17 protein-coding genes, 1 tRNA gene, 1 pseudogene and 1 CRISPR repeat array are annotated in these 22907 nt (G+C 52.1%); of the genes and pseudogenes, 7 read left to right on the top strand and 12 right to left on the bottom strand.

The window, feature by feature from the left end; all coding sequences use genetic code 11:
• Positions 1 to 2: 2 nt before the first annotated feature.
• Positions 3 to 613, top strand: a pseudogene (locus BLP78_RS11900) (Tn3 family transposase); the annotation flags it as partial.
• Positions 614 to 966: 353 nt separating this feature from the next.
• On the opposite strand, the gene flhC reads toward BLP78_RS11900, so the two are convergent.
• From flhC to BLP78_RS11885, 3 genes are all read right to left on the bottom strand, one after another.
• Entirely contained in the window at positions 967 to 1515 is a 549-nt protein-coding gene (flhC, locus tag BLP78_RS11895; protein ID WP_025039759.1) for a flagellar transcriptional regulator FlhC, read from the bottom strand.
• An 85-nt stretch (positions 1516 to 1600) separates the two neighbouring features.
• Entirely contained in the window at positions 1601 to 1918 is a 318-nt protein-coding gene (flhD, locus tag BLP78_RS11890; RefSeq protein ID WP_025039760.1) for a flagellar transcriptional regulator FlhD, read from the bottom strand.
• 259 nt (positions 1919 to 2177) lie between these two features.
• A complete protein-coding gene (locus BLP78_RS11885) occupies positions 2178 to 3398 on the bottom strand; it encodes a hypothetical protein (RefSeq protein ID WP_090459475.1) in 1221 nt (406 codons plus the stop codon).
• A 1092-nt stretch (positions 3399 to 4490) separates the two neighbouring features.
• Here BLP78_RS11885 and BLP78_RS11880 point away from each other — a divergent pair.
• Positions 4491 to 4703: a hypothetical protein gene (locus BLP78_RS11880; protein WP_090459473.1), complete on the top strand. Its 213-nt coding sequence runs from the start codon at positions 4491 to 4493 to the stop codon at positions 4701 to 4703.
• Positions 4704 to 4870: 167 nt separating this feature from the next.
• A CRISPR array of direct repeats spans positions 4871 to 9108; the repeat unit is 28 nt; unit sequence GAAACACCCCCACGGGCGTGGGGAAGAC.
• 91 nt (positions 9109 to 9199) lie between these two features.
• Here BLP78_RS11880 and cas2e read toward each other — a convergent pair.
• Genes cas2e through BLP78_RS11840 form a run of 8 tightly spaced genes read right to left on the bottom strand, consistent with a single transcriptional unit; the run spans position 9200 to position 17481 of the window.
• Positions 9200 to 9499 (bottom strand): type I-E CRISPR-associated endoribonuclease Cas2e, encoded by a 300-nt coding sequence (gene cas2e / locus BLP78_RS11875; RefSeq protein WP_090459471.1) that lies wholly within the window; start codon positions 9497 to 9499, stop codon positions 9200 to 9202.
• Positions 9477 to 10376 carry a type I-E CRISPR-associated endonuclease Cas1e gene (cas1e, locus tag BLP78_RS11870; RefSeq protein ID WP_090459469.1) on the bottom strand — a complete coding sequence of 300 codons (900 nt, stop codon included), beginning with the start codon at positions 10374 to 10376 and terminating at the stop codon, positions 9477 to 9479. The genes cas2e and cas1e overlap by 23 nt, the downstream gene beginning before the upstream one ends.
• Positions 10366 to 11097 (bottom strand): type I-E CRISPR-associated protein Cas5/CasD, encoded by a 732-nt coding sequence (gene cas5e / locus BLP78_RS11865; protein ID WP_090459467.1) that lies wholly within the window; start codon positions 11095 to 11097, stop codon positions 10366 to 10368. Before cas5e ends, cas1e begins: the two co-directional genes overlap by 11 nt.
• Positions 11090 to 12154, bottom strand: a complete 1065-nt coding sequence (gene cas7e, locus BLP78_RS11860; protein ID WP_090459465.1) for a type I-E CRISPR-associated protein Cas7/Cse4/CasC — start codon at positions 12152 to 12154, stop codon at positions 11090 to 11092. The genes cas5e and cas7e overlap by 8 nt, the downstream gene beginning before the upstream one ends.
• Positions 12155 to 12196: 42 nt before the next feature.
• Positions 12197 to 12835, bottom strand: a complete 639-nt coding sequence (gene cas6e, locus BLP78_RS11855; protein ID WP_090459463.1) for a type I-E CRISPR-associated protein Cas6/Cse3/CasE — start codon at positions 12833 to 12835, stop codon at positions 12197 to 12199.
• A complete protein-coding gene (gene casB / locus BLP78_RS11850) occupies positions 12828 to 13382 on the bottom strand; it encodes a type I-E CRISPR-associated protein Cse2/CasB (protein ID WP_090459461.1) in 555 nt (184 codons plus the stop codon). Before casB ends, cas6e begins: the two co-directional genes overlap by 8 nt.
• Complete coding sequence (gene casA, locus BLP78_RS11845) at positions 13379 to 14881, bottom strand: type I-E CRISPR-associated protein Cse1/CasA (RefSeq protein ID WP_090459460.1); 1503 nt, start codon at positions 14879 to 14881, stop codon at positions 13379 to 13381. The genes casB and casA overlap by 4 nt, the downstream gene beginning before the upstream one ends.
• Entirely contained in the window at positions 14878 to 17481 is a 2604-nt protein-coding gene (locus BLP78_RS11840) for a CRISPR-associated helicase/endonuclease Cas3 (protein WP_090459458.1), read from the bottom strand. Before BLP78_RS11840 ends, casA begins: the two co-directional genes overlap by 4 nt.
• A gap of 560 nt (positions 17482 to 18041) precedes the next feature.
• Between BLP78_RS11840 and BLP78_RS11835 the strand changes: the two genes are divergently transcribed.
• The 4 genes from BLP78_RS11835 to BLP78_RS16060 all read left to right on the top strand — a co-directional run bounded on the left by BLP78_RS11835 (position 18042) and on the right by BLP78_RS16060 (position 20927).
• A tRNA-Leu gene (locus BLP78_RS11835) sits at positions 18042 to 18130 on the top strand.
• Between the two features lie 83 nt (positions 18131 to 18213).
• Positions 18214 to 19602, top strand: coding sequence for a phage integrase (locus BLP78_RS11830; RefSeq protein ID WP_090459457.1), 1389 nt, complete (start codon positions 18214 to 18216; stop codon positions 19600 to 19602).
• Between the two features lie 230 nt (positions 19603 to 19832).
• Positions 19833 to 20393 (top strand): hypothetical protein, encoded by a 561-nt coding sequence (locus tag BLP78_RS11825; protein ID WP_090459455.1) that lies wholly within the window; start codon positions 19833 to 19835, stop codon positions 20391 to 20393.
• A gap of 411 nt (positions 20394 to 20804) precedes the next feature.
• Entirely contained in the window at positions 20805 to 20927 is a 123-nt protein-coding gene (locus BLP78_RS16060) for a hypothetical protein (protein ID WP_256330252.1), read from the top strand.
• Between the two features lie 101 nt (positions 20928 to 21028).
• Here the strand turns inward: BLP78_RS16060 and BLP78_RS11815 are convergent, their stop codons facing one another.
• Positions 21029 to 21718 (bottom strand): hypothetical protein, encoded by a 690-nt coding sequence (locus BLP78_RS11815; RefSeq protein WP_090459454.1) that lies wholly within the window; start codon positions 21716 to 21718, stop codon positions 21029 to 21031.
• Positions 21719 to 21987: 269 nt separating this feature from the next.
• On the opposite strand from BLP78_RS11815, the gene BLP78_RS11810 reads away from it, so the two are divergent.
• Positions 21988 to 22557 carry a recombinase family protein gene (locus BLP78_RS11810; protein ID WP_090459452.1) on the top strand — a complete coding sequence of 190 codons (570 nt, stop codon included), beginning with the start codon at positions 21988 to 21990 and terminating at the stop codon, positions 22555 to 22557.
• Positions 22558 to 22907: the final 350 nt, after the last annotated feature.

Raw genomic sequence — 22907 nt, 5'->3', positions numbered from 1 at the left:
GTTTTATTCAAAACAACACGCTGCGTGCAGCGATCGCCCGAGTTGCCAATGCGACTTTCGCTGTACGTCTGCCGGAAATATGGGACGAAGGCACGACCACCTGCGCGTCAGACTCGAAGAAATTTGGTTCGTGGGATCAAAATTTGATAACTGAATGGCATTCTACGCCGCTTCACGCGCGGCAACCTGCAACATCCGACTTATCAGGCGTTAACGGAACTTGGCAAGGTTCTAAAAACCGTTTTCCTGTGCCGGTATATCGATTCGGAGGCGCTACGGCGCGAGATTCACGAGGGATTGAACGTCGTCGAGAACTGGAACAGTACCAATGGATTCATCTTTTACGGCAAGAGCGGCGAGGTCGCCTAACCGGCTGGAAGACCAGGAACTGTCGGTATTGTCGCTGCACTTGCTGCAGTTATGCTTAGTGTACGTCAATACTTTGATGATTCAGCGCGTATTATCGGAGAAATCGTAGCGTAATAGGATGAATGCTGTGGATTTGAGAGCATTGTCACCGCTGATATATAGCCATGTGAATCCCTATGGCCAATTTGATCTGGATATGAGTAAACGGCTCCCAATCGAAGCTGATTTTGCGTTAGCAGCATAAGCTTCAGTAACCCCAAAATTACGTGGCGGTTTTTGCAGCTATGTGCACACTACCCCCTAAAATAGAGTAATCATAAGGCTCGTGGTGGATCAGAGAGCAATTGAATAACCCCAGTAATACCCTACCCAATCGGACGCCGCGCGAGAGAGACGCAAAGTGCAAGCTGACCATGCAATAAACCGCGTCAGTCGCACTTATTTCTGGTTTGCGCCGATGGAATGCAGGTCGATGCGGCTGAATGCAGGTTCATTTGCAGTTAATACCGGTTTGCCGGGGCCGACAGATGCAGTCATTTCTGGCTCAAAATCGCGCTGAATGCTGGTTGGGGCGGTTTCAAATGCAGGTTGTTACAGCTAGGCGAGCACCGCAGTGAACGTTTGTGCCCGTGGTTTATTGGTTTTACCGGCGCGTGACGGCGTGTTGCATAATCCGCACACGTAGCGGTGATGAAGGTCATTGGCATGTACGACGAAGTGTCCGCCGCACTGTACGCACGGTGCGGTTTGCAGAATCTTGCCCTCGAAGAAGCGCACCAGTGTCCAGGCGCGAGTCAGGCTCAACACCGGCTCCATTTCGCTTATCTCGCAATGCTCCAGGTAGAGTTTGTAGCTTTTGATGATGGCTTTGATACCACGGCAATCGGCGTGCGTGATCAGGTAGCGGTAAATATCGGCAAATACGGAAGAATGAATGTTGGGCTGCCAAGTCAGAAACCAATCGGCGGAAAAGGGCAGCATCCCTTTAGGAGGGGAAACGCCTTTCAATTCCTTGTAGAGCTTGATAAGACGCTCCCGGCTCAGGCTGGTTTCGCTCTCCAGCAATTGCAGGCGGGCACCCAGGTCGATCATCTCGATCGAGGCCTGAATCTCGCGGGCTTCCGATACGACGCTCTTTTTACGCATGATGACGCTCCAATGTCCAGTATCCGGTAATTCGGGAAATATCTTCGATCGGGGAATTTTCCTGATGCCAGGAATTGACCCGATATCAGGAAATTTCTTCTACAGGCTGACCCGCCAACAGAATCGTCGCATGGGACTGAGCCATGGTTTTGCCTTTACTGTAATTGGCAAGCATGCCGAAGATCAGGCTGTCATCGAAACGTATACGGCACAGCATCATATTGGAATTGGAGAGCTTGAGTATCTGTCCGGGCGTCAAAACCTCCAGTATTTCAGCGATATCCTTGCTTATCCCCAACCGGAAGATCGCCATATCCTTATCCGCGATGACCATCTGCTGGGCCAGCATCAGGTAGGTCAGGTTGAGCTCCTTGATTTCGGATGTCAGTTCGTAAGCTTTCATTTTTCCTCCATCGTTGTAATGCCTGAATTGTGCAGGGTTGCACGACGCGGAAAAACCCGAATCCATCCGATTTGCGTGTAGGAAACTGCTGGGGATTCGTGTAGGAAATTTTCTTACACGGTAGAGGAACCCGGTATTGCTGGGCCGAGCGGAACGGCTATGGTGCTGAAATCCTGGCGGTGCTTTTTTTAACGCCAGGTCTGAGTCAACGGATGTCCTGTTCAAGACTTTAGTCACAACACAGATATTTTTTTGCTGGCTAAGGGTTAGTGACCGGAATCTCTATCCAATCCAACGCTTTGTAAAAAGATTTGATCTGTTCTTTTATGCTTCTTGCTCCACTTTGATCTTCGTTGGCCAAATCATCCACCAGGGCCTCGATATCAGGGCGTTTTTCCTTGAATTCCGTCACGACCATGGAAATATCAGCCGGCTTGTAGAAATCGTTATCGAAACTGGGCAGTTCTGGAGGGGAATTATCCAACTTTACCCATCCGGATAAATCATAGTCATAAGGAAAAACGATCCACTTATGACCCGCTTCGACAACTTTAATATTCCAGAGGCTGCTGGAGTCGTCGGAATCATCTGAGGAAATACGCAAATGCCAATCATAATTTCCGACCAGCGCCTGGAACAACATGAGACGAATGATGGTTTTGGGATCAATGGGGTCGATTACCGAGCCGGCAGCGCGCGCATCTTTTGGAGCATTGGCAATGCTTGTGAAAATGTATAGCTTGTCTGTATCTTTAAGGCGGGCATCGGCGGACCGGATCTCTCTCCCATCCGCATATTTCACAAAGGTTTTGATGTTCTCCAGAAAAAAAGCGGACATCGGGCGGTTCACGGCAAATCCGCTGGGCTGCGGCTCAACCGGTCCCCTGCCGGTGTTGCGGTCGATATAGCTGAAGGTTGTCGCTGAAGCTTGATAACCCGGAATGGAAAGGAGTTCCTGTACTTTATATACCAGGGCTTCCCGATGCGGCGACTGGCCTCCCCAAACGCGGCGGAATCGTACTGAAGCGCCGGGTTTGCCGCCACAATGGGTGCCTATCCCGATAGATTTCAGACCATCGAACAACGTTCCTTTCGAAACTCTTTCGTCTGTCGCCTGATCTTTTTCAAAATTCAGGGTCATCTTCGGAAATGGACATTGCAATTCAGACTGGCTGGTATTGCCTCGCAATCGCACGAGTACCGGAAGATCATGCTTGCCGGTCCTGTCTTCCCAAGTGAGACGTCCAGGCGTTTCAAACTGTTTTACTTCCTCTGGCACCTCTGCGTTGGCGGGTGCGCGGTGCTTCCATAAATCAACAAAGTCCGTTTCCAGATTAAAGACGATTTTTTCCTTATTTAAAAAAATCGGGGCCTTGCTATGGCCGATAGCTGAATTCGCAGCCGTGTCGGCCAGTGCCGGATAAGAAGACCAAACGGCTAAAGCGGCGAACACAACCCAGTTGATGAGATATTTTTTCATGCAGCCTCCCCGGAAATATTAGCCAAAAACGGTAAAGAGCCAGCTATCGCGGAACTCGCCGACAACGGCAAGGTCGACTGCCGATTCATAGGTGGCTGATTGCTCAGCCACCTTGGTTGAGCGATTGGGATCCGAACATGCGGTGCGCGTAAGACTGATAGAAGAAATATAGACGAGAATTACAAGAGATGCGTCAACAGGAGAAAATGCCGGTGAGAACTACAACAAATCGTTTATTCCAAATTTTGATTCGACGCGTAGTCCTGACGGTTTACAGCCCGGTATGCGTCTATTGGGCAGTAAATTATTCGGCAAATGGAAAATAATTTTGCCGAAAAGATAAAAAAAACGAATGAGGAGATAAAGCCATCGGGTATCACCGGTTGCACCTGCAGCATCTGGCTCCGCAATTCCGAGTAAGTGCCTACAAGAAAAAGTATGCTCCATGGGCCTTGGGTATGATAATTGCTTGATGCTTATCGAAAAGACCGTCTGCTTCTGTGCTGAAAAATTCAAAAAGGAGTGATAAAAGGAGCGATATCAAGGATGGTTTTGAGGTGGCAATGGATGGCCTTTAGCAATTCCCTATTTTTTAGAAGCAGCCGATATGCCTGCCTATTCCCGGGTCCGGTACGTGGTTTATGCGATGTAACGCACAGATGCAATTGGGAAAAATCAAAATGATGACGTTTTGATCGACCTTCAGAAGGAGGGGCAGACGATGGAGAAGATTTTATTATTTTGTTACAACTCTGTTCTTTTATACTGGACTGGCTGGGTAGCATACGGACTGGCAACCAATCTGCTGGGACCTTAAAAAACAGTATAAGCAGGGCAATAAAAGCCCGAGGAAGTCGGTTTTTGGATCGGTCGTCAGAGGTGTGTAATACACCTTGGCTATAGCAAAGTTTCATGTAAAGTGCATCTGCGAGAGATAGTGCTGAGACTTGCCCTCGTATATCCTCTGCTGTATCAGTTCCGCGACGCTTTCCGGCCAGCGCAGCATCCGCCAGTTGGTGATCGCGATTCTCAAACTTCACGGAAACACCCTCCACGGGCGGGGGACGGTAACGGAAGGCGCTGTCGCACGCAATGGCCGTGCCGGAACAGGTGCTGTTTGACACAGAGACGGAGAATCTTCTTTATATTCTGCCGTCCCCCGATAAGCGCAAAATCAAATTGGTGCTGTCACTGAACTACCGCACAAAAGGGAAAGTTGTAAACAGTGCGCGGACAGCGTTCAAGCTGTTGTCGGATGCAATTGCGGGCGGGATAAAAGGCGATCGTTACAAGGTGGTTAGATGAGGGTGCGAGCGCGGGGGAACGGCAGACCCCCATACATGGCAACCAAGTGAACGGAACCCGATTTTCCGTTCGTCGCGCTCGCACTCACAAGCGTAGCACAGTATGCGCATAGAAATTACGGGCGTAAGGAAGACGTCGAGTATGCTGCACGTGCGGCAAAAGGGATAGAAACACCCCCACGGGGCGTGGGGAAGACGCAAAGAGCATCACCCGCCGTCAAGACTGTAAGAAACACCCCCACGGGCGTGGGGAAGACGAACTCGATCATGACCCGCGCCTTGCTTTTTGGGAAACACCCCCAGGGGCGTGGGGAAGACAAAAACCTGCTTCGATTAACGTTTTATTTTTCGGAAACACCCCCACGGGCGTGGGGAAGACGCCGTTCTCGTCGGTCACTTGCCTCAGACTGTAGGAAACACCCCCACGGGCGTGGGGAAGACCTTAATTGAGATCTCGTAGAGATCGTTGTAATAGAAACACCCCCACGGGCGTGGGGAAGACCCTGCGGCGGCGTTCCTTTCCCTCTCCAGCCTGGAAACACCCCCACGGGCGTGGGGAAGACGTGGCGCCAGCAATTGTCACCTCGACAGTGATAGAAACACCCCCACGGGCGTGGGGAAGACGGCGCCTACATGCTATTGACCGGTGGATCGCAGGAAACACCCCCACGGGCGTGGGGAAGACCGTGGCTGAGCCGCAACATGATGGAACTCCGCAGAAACACCCCCACGGGCGTGGGGAAGACCTGTTGGCATATATGGGGATGCGCGTGGCAACAGAAACACCCCCACGGGCGTGGGGAAGACGATGGCACGCCCAGGCGCAAGGCGTCAGGCGAAGAAACACCCCCACGGGCGTGGGGAAGACCGCTCACCAGCTCAAACGTATAAACGCAATCCGGAAACACCCCCACGGGCGTGGGGAAGACCTTACAGATCTGGAAGCGCTCGAGCTGCAAGTGGAAACACCCCCACGGGCGTGGGGAAGACTGCATGGATGAGCGCAATGGTCTGCAGGCGGGTGGAAACACCCCCACGGGCGTGGGGAAGACTCATCAAGTAACGATAGCCTCGAGCTGGAATAAGAAACACCCCCACGGGCGTGGGGAAGACAAAGAGCGTTTCTTGCGCTTCGACGGTGCAATGGAAACACCCCCACGGGCGTGGGGAAGACCTAATTTAGCTTCGACCAAACGGGAATTAATTAGAAACACCCCCACGGGCGTGGGGAAGACTAAAGGAAAATAATCATGGAAGGACTGACTCTAGAAACACCCCCACGGGCGTGGGGAAGACGCCATCGATGCGCTGCTGAGTGATAGCAAAGCAGAAACACCCCCACGGGCGTGGGGAAGACGAAGCGCAAGAAACGTTCTTTTCCGTTCACCCAGAAACACCCCCACGGGCGTGGGGAAGACCTGATAGAAAATCAGGCGCAACCCGGAAAAAGGGAAACACCCCCACGGGCGTGGGGAAGACGCACCAAGATTCAGCAAAGCATGTGATTCTTGGAAACACCCCCACGGGCGTGGGGAAGACGCTCTTCTTCGGCTTCTTCCTCAGGTTCTTCGGGAAACACCCCCACGGGCGTGGGGAAGACTGCTAAGACCGGCGGCTTTCTTTCCTTTACGCAGAAACACCCCCACGGGCGTGGGGAAGACTGCTCATTCAACCGAGTGAGCAGTAAGCGGTAAGAAACACCCCCACGGGCGTGGGGAAGACCCCCGTTAAGGTATTGGTGAGAATCCCTTGGCGGAAACACCCCCACGGGCGTGGGGAAGACGATTCTTTATTTTCATAATGAAACCTCATAATAGAAACACCCCCACGGGCGTGGGGAAGACGGCCCATCACCACCACCAGACCGGATGCCACCGGAAACACCCCCACGGGCGTGGGGAAGACCAATGGAGACACTGCGCAGGATGTAACTATCGGGAAACACCCCCACGGGCGTGGGGAAGACATTTGCGGCGTCACAGAATCAGGTAAGACAACGGAAACACCCCCACGGGCGTGGGGAAGACCGCATAAGAGTCACGAATCTTATGCTTACCTAAGAAACACCCCCACGGGCGTGGGGAAGACCCAGTCCCGTTTTTCGGGGGAGAGCATGGACGAGAAACACCCCCACGGGCGTGGGGAAGACACCACCACGCTTTTGCTTGGCGGGGCTGCGCTGGAAACACCCCCACGGGCGTGGGGAAGACTTCCCTCCAGGCGCCTACACCCGCCCCGCCTTGGAAACACCCCCACGGGCGTGGGGAAGACAATCCATAACTGCCTCCTTAAAGGAACTCGGCGAAACACCCCCACGGGCGTGGGGAAGACCCACGATACGAGCCCGTTTCTTGCCTTCATAAGGAAACACCCCCACGGGCGTGGGGAAGACGAAACAATTCCGGCTATCCACACGGCCTGATAGGAAACACCCCCACGGGCGTGGGGAAGACTAACGGAGGCCTTGTGGCCTTGAATGAAATACGGAAACACCCCCACGGGCGTGGGGAAGACTTTCCGAAGATGACGGAGGCCGGTTCTCAGGAGGAAACACCCCCACGGGCGTGGGGAAGACGTCAGAATCCGAACGAGTTTTATGACTACAAAAGAAACACCCCCACGGGCGTGGGGAAGACAAACGCATCACGTCCAGGGCCGAGCTTCTGAAAGAAACACCCCCACGGGCGTGGGGAAGACTGGGTATCAATCCGCTTGACCCTTCTGAGGCGAGAAACACCCCCACGGGCGTGGGGAAGACGGACAGCCTACAAACAAGCAAGAATCAGATGGGGAAACACCCCCACGGGCGTGGGGAAGACGGCGGTAAGAAAATGGAGCCTGCTCATCTGATGGAAACACCCCCACGGGCGTGGGGAAGACTCTCCGTAAAATAAAAGGTTTAAGACTACTCGGGAAACACCCCCACGGGCGTGGGGAAGACGACTTACAATACGCGACGCATCAATAGAAAGCGGAAACACCCCCACGGGCGTGGGGAAGACGGAAGCATTACTAGCCTTACTTGCAATTCAAAGGAAACACCCCCACGGGCGTGGGGAAGACATAGTGGCTCGGCCAAACTTATAAGGCTCATCAGAAACACCCCCACGGGCGTGGGGAAGACGAACAGGCTGAGGGTAAATCCGAAGAAAGAAGGGAAACACCCCCACGGGCGTGGGGAAGACTAAAATACCCTCAAGGAGATCCAGTCATATACCGGAAACACCCCCACGGGCGTGGGGAAGACAACCCCTCGCGCATTGTCCGGATAATGTCCATGGAAACACCCCCACGGGCGTGGGGAAGACGGACCCATTCCATGACCGCTATGGCCCGATTGAGAAACACCCCCACGGGCGTGGGGAAGACAGCTCAGCCAGCGTGAAAGACTCCCCCCGCTGGGAAACACCCCCACGGGCGTGGGGAAGACGCGCGTATAAATACTCTAACCTAACCTATAACAGAAACACCCCCACGGGCGTGGGGAAGACTTACCTTTTCCGGCGCTGACTCGGGGGAAGTGGGAAACACCCCCACGGGCGTGGGGAAGACAAACCACGAACTCGGACGCATTGCCAATTGCAGGAAACACCCCCACGGGCGTGGGGAAGACCTTGTGACATTACCACGAAGGCGAGCGGCTCCAGAAACACCCCCACGGGCGTGGGGAAGACACTTTCCCCCATTATGGGCATAGATAATGTACGGAAACACCCCCACGGGCGTGGGGAAGACTCTAAGTTCATTCTCAATAGCTGCTATGGAAAGGAAACACCCCCACGGGCGTGGGGAAGACTATTTGTACCATGACTCGTTCGTGTTTGTCGAGGAAACACCCCCACGGGCGTGGGGAAGACCATCCTTCTGGTAAAAGTCTAATCCTGTTTTAGGAAACACCCCCACGGGCGTGGGGAAGACTTTTCCCGGTTTAAAAAATAATGCATACGATTAGAAACACCCCCACGGGCGTGGGGAAGACTTTTCGAATTGGCGGGTGCCACCACTACGTTTAGAAACACCCCCACGGGCGTGGGGAAGACATCTGAGGGGCTGAAATTATCGTTCGTGAATTAGAAACACCCCCACGGGCGTGGGGAAGACCTTGGCTGGTTACGTCTGATAGCTCTTCAGCGAGAAACACCCCCACGGGCGTGGGGAAGACTTTTCCCGGTTTAAAAAATAATGCATACGATTAGAAACACCCCCACGGGCGTGGGGAAGACGATTTAGAAATGGCGGTCAAAACCCATACAGTAGAAACACCCCCACGGGCGTGGGGAAGACCAGTTTGGACGCTGTGAGGGCGAGTGCTAATGAGAAACACCCCCACGGGCGTGGGGAAGACTCCGCGGTTGTTTCCATTGCAAATTCCATGATGGAAACACCCCCACGGGCGTGGGGAAGACACCTACAAATTGTTAATGAGCATTACTAAAACGGTACCAGTTGTGTTTTGTAACGAGCCTCCTAAAACAGCTCGCATGCAAATTTAATAATTTAGCTCGCTGGCCCGGACAGTATTTGTTTCTCGATCACCAATTGCAAACCGGATATCTCGATGAGATCGCGCTTGGTATCACCGATGCCATGAATTTCATAACCTGGGGTTTCCGGAATACGGCGAAAAACCATCAAGCCGCTTTCGTGAGGGCAATGATCGTGCAAATAGTCCACAACTTTTCTGGCAACGGCGTCCTTGACGCCGGAAACGAATACATTGGGGCGTGGTTCAATAAACCAGAGTTTCATCCGCCCGCGCACGGCAGGCGGTAAATCATTGGCGATCACTACGAGCATTTTTCACTCCTAACATGGTCTCGATGTCCTGGCCTATTTTGCTCAACAAATCTGCTTCAATGACACGCTGGCGAAAAGCGGCGGATACCGTGTGCTTGTTGTATCGTCCAGCCATCTCGAGCGTGAGCGAAAAAGCCAAATCGATACAAAGATGCTCCTTATATAAATCGGCCAGGTCATAAACAAATGGCAACGGACTGCCGGAATGAATAAAGCCGATATGTGGCGAGTAGCCCATGCTATGCACGGCTGAACTTAATATTCCGTAAAGCGCGGCATTGCTGGCAGTGAGCACCTGATTGGTAATGTCGCCCATTTCGAATTTACCTGGGGTAAAGCTGCGCCCTTTCCAGCCCACGCCGTACTTCTGCCCGTTCTGCTCATATAATGCACGCACGCGGTAACCTTCCATTCCCATCATTTCCTGCAGGGATTTGCCAGTCAAATCCACATCTGAAAAACGCCGGGCGAACATGCGTCGCGCGACTTCCACCGATTTTTTCGGGTCGGCGGAAAGTTTGAGTTGTGCGCGCATGTTGCGTGTATCGGCGGCCGGGGCTTGTCCGCTGGCATAAAAGAGGAGGCTGTCCTCTCCCACCCAGCACACGCCGCAATTGGATTGCGCGATAACTTTTACCGCTTCGTGGGTAATGCTGGTGCCGGGACCCAATAATAGGCAGTTGAGTGTGGCGATCGGCAAACGTACGACATTGGCTTCGCAGTCTATCCATTTGACACTGGAGTCATCGATTTCCAGTCGCCCCCGCTCCAGATAGATGAATGGATATTTGTCTTTGACCTGCGGCAGGCTCTCGCGGGTTACCTTGATGAGGAGGCGATTGGACGATGACTTCGATGGCGTGATTTCATCCGGCATTGATTACGCTCACTTGGCGGTCGCCGTAGCGTTTGTCGTCACCGAACTGCAAGGGAACATCATTGATGGTGAAAACCTCATCCGCGTCAGCTTCACCAGATGCGCCGTGCAGTACCCGAAAATCCTCGATACGGTTTTTTTGCCAGGCAATGGAGTGCGCTTTTTCCAGGGCCGCGGCTTCGCTGTCGAAGGTTCCGCGATAAATGAAGTCGGTCGGGACGCAGCTCTTGCGTCCGAGATAAATATCCCAAGCGGGATCTTGCAGGGCTTGTGCAATGGTTTCGACTTTATCAATGGGCACTTCCAACACCACTGCAAAGGCGGCATCCTGTAAATAGTATCGGTAGGTCATTTTGGTGCCGCCGCCCACCGCCTTCTTGCCTTCCCTGGTTTTGGGGATAAGCAAACTGGCCCATGGGTCCTGGTCGTCATAACCACTGCCGACCATGTGGAAATCCCGCAACAAGGGTTCCCGATCTTGTTTGGTGACCCCACCTACCGCCTGTTTACAGCGTGTAAAAGAAACCACGGTTTGGCCGAGTGCGGCAAACTCGGCCAAAAGCGCTTTTTGTTCGCCGTCCGCACCGAGTGCGGCGCATACCAGGCCTAGCAGTCCCGACTTGGTCGGGAAAGCCAGAGTATCCCGCCGCCCGAATTTTGAGTCGAAACCCCAGGACTGCAACGGCGCTTCCAGCCACAACAATAAATAAGGGTTATGCATTTGCCTCTTCCCTGGCAACGCTGCCTGCAGAATGCTGCTTGAGTGCAGCAATCAAATCGTCGATATTGAAGCTGTCGTTCTGCCCATAAGTGTATTCGGCCTGCTTGCCGAACAGACTGCCGTGCAGCTTTTCCTGCCTTGCCAAATAACTCGTCATGGCATCGATGCTTGGTTGGAGAAAGCCGCCATCTTTGGCTTTGATCGCCGTTTCGAATGGTACTTGCAGGCGCTGGCCCTTGCGCACCAGCACCTTGGCGAATTCCCATGGCGATGCACCCGATTGGGTGGCTTGCCGCGCGGCAGGTACAGCAACAAACAGGGCCTTGGTAAAGTTTTCGACTGCGCCTGGGAGATCTTGCCCTGCCAGGGTTTGCCAAAGCTGGCCCAGATCCAGGCTCACATAACGGTAGTAGGTGGCGGCGTTAAATTCCAGGCTGCCCATGTGCGCCGAACCCGGTTCAGTAGCGAGATCATCCAAGGCAGTGAAAAACTCAACTTCATTGCTGGCTTTATGCGTGGAAATCGCATGTGAAAATGATGCGGCGGCCTCGACATTCAGGTCAGCCGCTTGCGCAACCATGCGGCCGAAAAGCGCGATATCAATGCCATCGATGGCTGGATTCAACGTCTTTTTAGCGACCTTATGCACATCCTTATCCTTGAGTTTTTTGGCATCGAAATCCTGTTCCTGCGCATACCCGGCGAAAGCCTTGGCTTCGGTCATGGTAAAAAACAGCAAAGTGTCTTTGCTCAAATAGGAGGCGATCATTTCACCGCAACTATTTGCCTGCTCCGCCGACGCGCCTGAATCAGTGCAGGCCTGCGCCACGATGTCGGCAACATGCTTGGTGCGAATGCCCAGTTTCGCGCCAAATTCGTGCATTGCCATGCGCACCGGCCGCTTCCATGCCTGCGAACTGACGCGGGCGCGCTGCACACCCCCGATCATGGCCGTTTTAGGAGCGCCCACGTCGTCGCGGTTGAGGCAGGTAACGGGAAAGGATTGCAGGATGTGAAATTCGATACGCAGATTTTTGAACGGGTTATTGATGGTCATTTTGATATTGCCTTTTAAGTGAATGAGTTAAATCGGTGGAAATTAAATAGCGGCTAACGGTACGATCTGAAGCAGCCCGAAGCCGAACGCGCGCCCTCGTCCTATGCCTTGGGTGAAACTCCGGGTAAAGCGATCTTTGTCGATGACCGTGAGTTCGCCCTTGAGCGTGGCGCTGCCATGGGTAACCGCCCTGCCGGATTTCTCAAAAGTTTGCACGCTGATTTGCCCGGTTTGCAGGTTTTGGGGACTGATCTCGAATCCCCAGGATTGCGGCGCATGCGTCTTGAACCACCGCTCGATGCCTTCGCGCCCTCGAACGGGCACGACCTTGCCCGTTTGCTTGTCGCGCCTGCCGGGGTTGAGCGTGACTTCGAAGGCATAACGTTCATGCGCCAGGAAATCGGAGCGAACGATTCGGGTATGGACTTCACCAAACTGCGGGGTCTGGTGCGGTTTGCGATTGGACAGCATCAGGATTTGCCGCATATTGAAGTCGCCGCCCTTGTCCGCATAAACGATGCCGCTGCGAGTGCTGGCTTGCTTCTCGTTCTCCGAACGAATATCTTCAAACAATCCATACACGACCTTGTGCAAGGCATAAGCATCCTTGATGCCAAGGATGTTCATGTCGGCACGGCTCAAGCGCAACACGCTGGCATAGGCCACGGCATCTTCACTCATCCTTGCCTCCGTCTGCCGGCTTGCCGTAAAAATCCTGCGCCCAGCGCGCTTTGATGCGTGTCTGGCTGTCATCATGGCCGAACCAGAGCAAATCATTCAGAAGGCTGGCGTAGTCAGGAGCGGTATTGTTTCTTGATTCAATCAGGCTGAGCAATGGGCGCAGGATGCGGCAGGCCTCCGGGACCGAATCGCAGGCCAATAGACGGCGCAATCTGGCTTTGGCCTGATCGCTGGCGTTGCCGTCCTCATAGCAACGCGCAATGGCCTGGCCGATTTTGACAGTGCCGTTTTGCTCGACTTTTGACCGGGCAATAGCAGCGGCAATGGTCGCATGGGGCAAGCGCTGGTTATCGTCTGCCAAATTTATCCGGAAACCAGCCAGCACCTCCCAGCTCTGGTATTCGGTGGTGGGATTGTCGGCTCGCTTGAGTGCGGCACGCAAACCGTTGTCGGCCTGGCATTGGCTAATAATGTAATCCACGAACGCCAGACTTTTACCGCGAGACGGGACCGTTTTTTGCAAGGGGTCTTGGGTATCGATACTCATGCTGCTTCCTTGGTCGGGTTTTTAAGATATTTGCTCAAATTGGGCCGGTTTTTCGCCCAGGCGTCGAGCTGACGGGCAGAATCATCGGGACAATGGGTGTCGTAGGCCTTGTGGACGAACCGGGCGAAAACAGGACGCATGGCACGGGCCTGATCTGCGTCGCCGCAAGCATTCACCATATCCTGAAACCGGCGCTCGCATAGTTGCCAGAAGAGATTGCCGGCTTGTGCACTTTGCCCTTTGGCTTCCATATTCTGGCTTTTGAAATAATTCAGCGTTGCGCCATAAACGGTTTTGGAGAGCCCATTCAGCTCGTCCATTTCCAGTTGCAGATTGGTGAACCACAGCTCGCCCAAGACAATGCTTTCAAGCTCAATCACCGATTCCACAAAGTCATCTGTGCCCGAGACATATTGCTCGCCCGCGTTGCTGCTGACACGCAAGCCTCCCGACCAGATTCCAAGCGTTTGCACATGAGGAATGACACGTTTCATGCCTAAACGGAGCTGATAACAGTCAAAGCTCTTGTTATTGGTTTGAGAAAAAAAGCTTAGTAATGCGGTCAGTAACCGCCAGGGGCGCTTTTCCGGATCAGCCCATATCGCTTTCGGGTCTTTAGCGGAAAAATCGACCGATACGCTCGGGTCGATAACCCCGTCCTTGTAGCCCGGATGAGAAATGCCTTCAGAGTAATGCAAGCCGCTTTCCATCAATAAGCAAAAACGGGAAAGCGGGACAAGTCTCCCCATGAGGCTGGATTTCATTACATTGGCAATCGGGCAATTTTCACCTTCCGGCATCTGCTCCCAGGGCGCCCTACCCACTCCTTGTGGATAAATACCCAGATTGGAAATTTGCTGCCGGGTAAATAAATTGATCCATAATGTTTCCAACAGGGATTTGCCTTGCAAAAAATTATGCAGAAACCCCAGGAAGCCAATCGATGCGCTGGGCTTGCCCGTGGAAGGTTTGCCTTTGTCATTAAATTTACCTTGATAGCCAGGCGAGAGAACGATTGAATTATCGGTTTTCTTGCCGCCCAGGCCGAATCCCATCAGTTGTACAATCAGCAAGGATTTATCTGCATCAGTCAGGCGTTTTTCTATCTGGGATTGAATAAGTACGGTTGCATTGCCGGTAGAAACCTCGGCCAGTACCGCGCCAAAAGTTTGCACGGCAGCGGCTTTGATCCTTGGCATCTGCAAGAATGGCTTTTCACCGTAGAGATAAAACCGGTCATGCCATTTGTCAAGATATGCCAGACACCTCTCCGCCAGTCCCGCCGGTTGGATATCTGCCCAATCGTCATCGTTTTCAGGCGTACAGGCAGCCTGGGCAATAGCCAGCAAAAGTTTGGTCAAGGCGATCTTCTGCACCGGGTTACCGCCCAATGCGCGGTATTCCGGATGACTGAACAACTGCCTCAGGCTGACTCGCCCCGCGTCCACAACGGGAATCCACGGCTCATCAACGAGATTGAACCGACTTACAGATATCATATTTTTACTCCTTCCTTTTTTATGGTTTGATAGCCGATTAATGGGTCATAGTGGATACGGTAGCTGCTGTTCACCAAACTGTTGTCGAGTGATTTGACCGCTCCGCTTTCATCAACCAGTGCCACGCGCAGCATGACGCTTTCCTCATATTCGGGCCTCCCAAGATAGAAATAATCGCCGAGCCAGTTGATTCGTGTTTTATTAACGGCGTCCGGGGCGAGATAATCAGCGACTTTCAACGTGTTTTGCATCAGCATTGCGCTGATCTCGCGCCATTGCTTGCGCTTGAGGGAACGTCCATTATGCGGGACCCATAGTTTTTCATTATTCAGCAGAGTAACCTGCGTCCCATGCTTTCCGGGGTCTTGCTGATAGGCGCGAATCAGGAGCACTTCGGTCGATTCCAACTCGCTGTGGCGGGTTTGGGCTTTTTCTTCCGGTTGCGTGGTGCCGCCTTTCGATAGGCCATGCAGCGCCAGACGCTCCAACCGGGTTCGCATGGCCTCCACCCGGTGCAGGTGCCGGACCATATGCTCGCTCTCCTCTTGCGCAGCATAGGTCGCTTCGATCAGCTCGCGAATCTGGCCCGGCAAACGAACTTGATTAATGCCCTGCCAGACTGCCAGGCTGCGGCAAAGCACGTAAGGCGCGTAAATCTTCGCTGTGGTGCCAAATGACAGCTCGGGGGATATGATTGCCTCGGCCAGATCGGGCGAGAGTATCCAGGCTTCGCACCGGGCGCCGTATGGGCGCCGGGTTTCCATGTGCCGCCATAAACGTCCCAGCCTTTGCAGAAGCATGTCGGTGGGGGCGATACGGGTAACCAGGAAATCAGCGTCGATATCCAGGGATTGTTCGAGCACTTGTGTGCCGACAAGAATGCGCCCTTGCCGTGCGCGGGCTTCAGCCCCGCCTTTGCCAAAACAGGTAACCCATACATTTTCATTGGCGGCCCGATCGGATTTGGTGAAGCGCGAATGCAGCAGGCCGCACTTCACCTCCATTCCACTGGTGCGTGCGGCTAGCTTCCGGTAGAGAGCTTGCGCCTCCTTTACGGTGTTTTCTATCCACAGCACTTGCTGACCTTCTTCAGCCCGGCGCAAAACCTCTTCAATAGCGTCGGTTTCAAAGCGATGAGCAATGGTTACCGAAACATCGGGAATTCGTTCCACGGATATTTCTGTGAAACCACCATTCTTAGGCTGTGCGGTAATCAAAGGGTAAGGACTCAGAGGGCAGGCATTACCCTGTGGCGCGATGCCCAGCAATGTGGCTCTGCGCTCCTGCGTCAGCGTGGCGCTCAGGATAATGACGGTGCAATGCAGTTGGCGCAGCGCTTTAACGAGCGCATCCAGAATCGTGCCGGTAAAGCTGTCGTACGAATGTACTTCATCCAGTATCACTACTTTGCCAGCCAAGCCGAAGGTGCGAACAAAGCCGTGTTTGACATTCATCACCGCCATCAGGGCCTGGTCAACCGTACCCACGGCAAATGGCGCCAGGATGCCACGCTTTCCTTGCGCAAACCACGCGCCGCCGGGACCGCCCTCCTCGCCCATTTCGAACTGTTTCAGCCATGCGCTGCCGTGGACCAGCAAGGCCTGCTTATGAGGCGAATCGTCCTCCAGAATTTGATTCAGGAATGCATTGACTCGCTCATGGATTTTGTCGGAAGTAAGTTGGGTAGGCAGCGCGAAATAAATGCCCGTGGCCCGTTTTTTTTGCAGTAATTGATAAGCTGCATACAGGGCAGCCTCGGTTTTTCCCAATCCCATCGGAGCTTCGAGCACATACACGCCAGGCTGATCCGCCGCCTCGATCAGCCTGATTTGAGCAGCTTTAGGTGCAAAGCCAAATACTTCGAGGAAACTTGAACCGGGTTTCAATTGTGGCTGCATGAATCCGGCGGAATCCAATGCTTGTTCGATTTTGAGCCGCCAATCGCCGTCGGGGTCTTCAAACAGCGACCCGGATCCGATCCAGTCGGAGACCGTGGTGAGCCCGGCAAGTACGCGCGCCTGCAACGCATCCTTCACGATGGGGAAATTGGTATTCAGCGCCTGTTTGAGCTGCGCCAGCAATTCGATACGTTGCGCTTGCCATGACTCGCCGCCGAATACTTCGCTGACAGCTTGGTAAGCAGCTAAATTTGGCGAAAATCCATGATGCTGGCCCAGGATTTCCGGAATATATCTCCCGACATTCTGGGCTTCCGCTGTTGCTTGGCTGACGCCGCCATGCCCTCCCCAGCATTTCTCGGTTTCGGCGTTATACGCCTTCAGCGATGAAAGCACGGCATCATCTCTTCGGGATAGCGCGGAATAAATTTTCTTCTGAAAAGTCGGGCTGACCTTTCCGATATCATGGGTAGCAGCGATCAATTCAGCGCCATCTGGAAACAATTCCACCCGCAACCAGTCCGGCATTCGCATCATCACCGCCCGCGCTACTTCACCCACGATGTGGCAGTGGCTCAGCACCAGCCTTCCGGGCAACACGGCGCCTTCATCCGTTTTTCGTGATTTGGCGAGGCACCGGTTTAAAGGAAGAGGTGAGGAATCAGATAATTCAGACGGTTTTTGAATACGGGGTCCACGCATTTATTCGCTCCGTAGGCGATGAACGGTCGGGCTAGGCGCAAGCGGGAACCCCGATCGTTTTGCCCATCTTGAAATCAGGTCACGTCTCAAAAGCATGAATGCGGCTTTTTGAATATAATGCGATAGCATTTAAATACGCCTCCCGTTTCGGCGATAGGAATCCTCTAAGGTGCCCGCCGCGCTCTTGCTCAGCCTCATCTTACGGGCTTCGGAGATAATGACTATTGGACTTTGGTACACCTGTCAGACCAGGTGTGTAAGGATAATGTTGACTTGCGAGCTAAACTGGCGGAGTGGCTTGATATTGCTATCGCGGGAGGAACGCGCGAGGTAAGGGTCTAGTTCACACTCAAGGCAGCCGACAAAATCAACACTTGAAACAGTAGCCGCGAGGATCATTTTCTGGATGTAGTTGAAGCAAACCCAGTCAATACAATGATTTTTGGGTGTGATAAAATCAACCCCGTTTTCAGCTGAAGACTTTCCTTTTGTATCGCTTAATTGCCCGACGCAGGGAAATTCAACCGAGCTTTGTCTGAAAATAATGAATAAGATCAATTGCCCGGATGGTGAAATTGGTAGACACAAGGGACTTAAAATCCCTCGGGCTTAATCGCCCATGCCGGTTCGATTCCGGCTCCGGGCACCAGTACAAGAATATATAATCTTCTATATTCAATAAGTTACAAGCCATTCTATTTCCAAACGGTGGTACTTTTGTGGTACTATCGCATGAAGCTATCGTTTGGGAGCATCTTCAAAGTGTCTATCCGCTATGTCTATCCCCGTGGGAACACTTACTATTACCAGCGCAAGATACCTCTAGACCTCCTAGAGCGTTATGGTGGTACTCAGCTCATCAAGGTAAACCTCAAGACCAACGATTTAAAGCAAGTAGCTAAGCAGGTTGACTCCTTGAATAAGCAATACGAGTCGATGTGGGCCTCTCTTCGTAACAACCAGAATTTAAAGCCGTGGAGTGTTCGCGAATCAGCGGTTAAGTTACTTGAAGAATTCGGCTTGATGCCTAAGCCAGCGGTTAATGATGAGATTAATTTCGATCTATTTACGGAGTATCTTCGGGGAAAGCATGAGGGGGCCGAACAAGATGAGTATGGTAATTGGCAAGAAGCCCATCCTGAGGAATTCCTTGGGCCTGTAGAGCTTGAGGCTCTTAGGTTAATCAATGAAGAGTCAAAGTTTCGCCTCAACGATGCCCTTGGGGTTTACCTAAGCGGCCACCAAAAGAAGAATGATAAGAAGTTCCAAGTCTATGTTGGTCGTGTTTGGGACAAGTTGATATCAGTAATAGGTGATAAGGAGTTTGAACAAGTAACACGCTCCGATGCCAATGAGTTCGTTTCCAGGAGACTTGCGGAGGATGCTAAAACCACCACGGTAGAACGACAAATAAGCGTTATAAGGGCTGTGTTCAATGTCGTTATTACTGAGAAGGAGATAGCCAAAAGCAACCCATTTCTCCGGGTCAGAATTGCCGAGCTAGGGCATGACTCCAAAACAAGAATACCATTCGATAAAGACCAGTTAGCTACCCTCATCCCTGAATGTAAGAAGCGGAATGATGATGTACGCTGGCTGCTTGCTCTACAAATTGACCTAGGGCTGCGCCTTGCTGAAGCGACAGGATTAGCCCTAGAGGACTTGCACCTTAATGAAGCCATTCCATACGTGTCCATTCGTCCCCATCCTTGGAGACCCCTCAAGAATGATTCCAGCAAGCGGGATATTCCACTGGTAAGTGTCTCACTATGGGCGGCACAGCAGATAGTACAGGCGGCTGTTAAGGGACAGCTTTACGCCTTCCCTCGCTACACCAATGGGACTGAATGCAAGGCCAACAACGCCTCAGCAACTCTTAACAAGTGGATACGGTCCCTAGGAATCAATAGGACAACCCATGAGCTACGCCATACCATTAGAGACCGCTTGCGACAGGCAGGGGCACCTAAGGACATTCAGGATGCTGTAGGGGGATGGGGTAAGGAGGATATTGGGGATAAATATGGGCTAGGGTATGGGTTACAGCAGTTGAAGGGGTGGCTGGATAAAATAGAAGTCTTATCGGTTCCGCACGAACAATCAAAGGGAGCAGCGCTATAGAAGGCGATATGGATAAAGAAAGAAGCTCGGGAGAAGCCAAGGACCTAATTAGGGTGGGACCAACTGCTTTAGTTTCGGGAATCTCCGCACTCTGTCAATACTTGTCACATAGCCCCTCAGAGATGTTCGCTATAGGGGTAGGGACCTCGATATTATCCAGTGCTATTGGTTGCGGACTAAACTTACTATCCCCTAATGAGACACGGCGGTTAGATAGATTGGGTTATTCTATGCTTAGTGAAATCAAGGACCGCCTTGAAAAGGGGCATAAACCAAGAACAGATGGCTTCTTTAATCCAGAGATACGCTGCTCGGCTGATGAGTTATGCGATGCTATCCTGGAGATGTCTCGCTCGGAGCACCAAGAGGAGAAAATCAGTTATATAGGTTATCTGTATGTCTCTGTAGCGTTTACCGATGAGATTTCGGCAGATGAGGCTAATCGGCTATTGCGCCTTCTTAAATCCGCTACCTATCGAGAGCTGTGTATTCTAGCAATGCTTTCGCCAGAAACGGAACAGAAGGGGGTGCGCACAAACTGCCTATATAAAGAGAAGGGTTCGGATGAACTAAGCTCATTGATGCAGGAATCTTTTGAGCTTGAAGGGTGGGGTCTGTTATCTCAAGTGAATCACGATCAAGGCCCCTTTTACGGTCCACCCTCTTCGATTCATGTGATTCCAGCTAACTTGAGGATTACCCCTTATGGAAAGCGGCTTGCCGAGTTATCCCATCTTACGAGAATCCCGGAAAAAGATATTCGCTCAATTCGGGAAGCAATGAGTGCCTAGAGGGTCCCCTAAATAGTTTTACCCCAAATTTCCGAGTAGGTACCCTACGACATGGCGCTGGGCGTTTCCCCCCTCCTACCCCCATGATTCATCAAAGCCCACTAGAAGAGGTTGACATGAACACTACCTTAACATCTCCCTCACCAGATGAAATAAGAGACACGCTCAAGAAGCACAAGCTAACCAGGGAGCAAGCCTCTAGTCTCTTACATGTTTCCCTTAGAACGATGCACAACTGGTTAGCGCCAGTTGGTACAGTTAATTACAGAGCTATGCCCCTAGCTGCCTGGGAACTACTCTTGATTAAATTAGGTGAAAAAGAAGTTGACAAGTGGATTCAATGAATCTATAGTTCGTTCTCACTGAGTGCGGCAATCCTGCCAAAGCGCCAGAGACTAGAGGAGAAATATCATGTCCACATTCACAATTACCTTCCGCAAATCCATTATAGAGTTTCAAGGACTTTCCGCTGTTTATATCCGCATAGGTGCATTCGAGCGTTTCTGGAATACTGCTGGTCTCCCCTCACACTGAATAACCAGTCAAAAATAGCGGGGGAGTAAGCTGGCCCTCTGGCCCCTCCCTCGCTAAGTAGTAGCCCCTGAAGAAATACCTCCACGATACCTGTTCCGCTTTTACGCTCCTGACAGTTTGCTAATGAGACAGTCTAACTCCACTGAGAGAGAGGAGAGCGTTACCCCGAATGCTAGCCAAACGACGCCCACGGTCTCCAGGTTTATTCCACCAACTACTGCTTCCTCAAGCTGTTTCTGAACAATAGCGTCCCCTTCTATCCTAGCCACTTCCTCAGAAACGATGGCCTCCATGCGGTTCTTGGTCTCCTCTTCAAGCTTGCGCCGTCCTTCTTGGATTTGTTTATCCGCAAGGTTCAGCCTCCGCTCCAGTAAGGTAAGGCGTTCGTCTAGAGTATGTGCAGAGGTGCCGACTAAACCAAATGCCATTGATGAATCATTACCATTAATTATGAAACTGGCTCCCTCGGCATTTAAAACATACTTACGGGCACCAAACCTAGGACGGCGTTCAGTCCACCTCTGGAATGCTTGATAGAGGCTGGGGCGTCCAAATAACTTACGGCTTTCGCTAAGTCCTATTGCCACCACCAGTATTCCTAACAACTCAAGCAGCAGCCCAGATATGCGAATCCCTCGCTCATCCAAACCGGATATTAGCCATGCACAGCCTATTATCAGAGCTATGGGGAGAATTGAGAACCAAGCGTCTTTGGCGTCCCGAAAGACCCAAACCGCTACTCCCGTAATCCAATTTATCAGGTTGGTAATGAAGGTGATTACTCTATTCAATTTGCACCAGGACAGGTAACGGGAAACTCAGCATTTTAAGAGTGCTCGGTGGAGTTGTCTAATGGACCGCTCTGTATTCCTCATATCGCTAAAGCTAGCTCTAGAGATTCTTTTCCATTTAGAGATATTGCTGATTATCAATAGGCCCTGCTCATGCGATAGCCTCAAATATTACCGGCAAATACTATCAATAGAATTGACTTTGGGTTTTGATAGCACTACTATCACTACTTGTTAAATTTAATTGATAGTATTAAGGAGAGAATACAGTGTTTATCGGATATGCGCGGACTTCGACACGTGAGCAAGTTGCTGGCTTTGAAGCACAGCTAAGCGAACTAAAGCAAGTGGGTTGCGAGAAGGTGTTTCAGGAACAGGTAAGTGCAGTCAGCTTGGGCAAACGTGGAGAGCTTGAATCAGCCTTAGACTTTGTTCGCGGGGGAGACACTCTGATAGTGACGAAGATAGACCGTCTAGCGCGCTCCTTACCTCACCTCTTGCAGATTATCGAGCGGCTTGATAAAAAAGGTGTGGCACTGCGTATCCTAAGTATGCAGATCGATACCAGCACTCCAAACGGAAAGCTTATGCTATCGATAATGGGCGCGATAGCTGAGTTTGAGCGGACACTTATGCTTGAGCGTCAATTAGACGGAATAGCAGCCGCTAAGCAAGCGGGAAAGTACAAAGGAAGGCAACCGACCGCAAAGAGAAAGGCTGATAAGGTTTTGGAGCTTGCCGCTCAAAAGCTAACCCGTCAGGAAATTGCTGAACAAACCGGAATGGGTATAGCCAGTGTTTATCGGATTCTGTCTGCTGCGAAACGGGCAGCGGCATAGGAACGTGAGGGGCAGAATGCCTCATAATCGCTCCAGGAAGCTCTACAGTGAACTCAGGCCAATTTCTGATACTCACCCCTAGCCCATCAATACATAATGCACTGTAGGGCCTGTGCTTGATGAGGGCCTATGCTGTAAGTTCCTAAGTCTGTTACGCTACCCCTACCACAACAATAATCAGGAGATACCATCATGAAAATCCTTCATGCCCTCTTTGTTCCCCTACTGCTAGCCAGTGGTATCGCTGCTGCTACGTCCTGTAGTGATTATGGACCTAGCGGGATAGTCTGCACTGGACCCGATGGGCACTCCTCGACTCAGCACAACTACGGAGCTGGTATATCTACCTA

This window comes from Nitrosospira sp. Nsp1, from assembly GCF_900100985.1.
GTDB lineage: Bacteria > Pseudomonadota > Gammaproteobacteria > Burkholderiales > Nitrosomonadaceae > Nitrosospira.
This window is presented reverse-complemented; position numbering and strand designations above follow the sequence as displayed.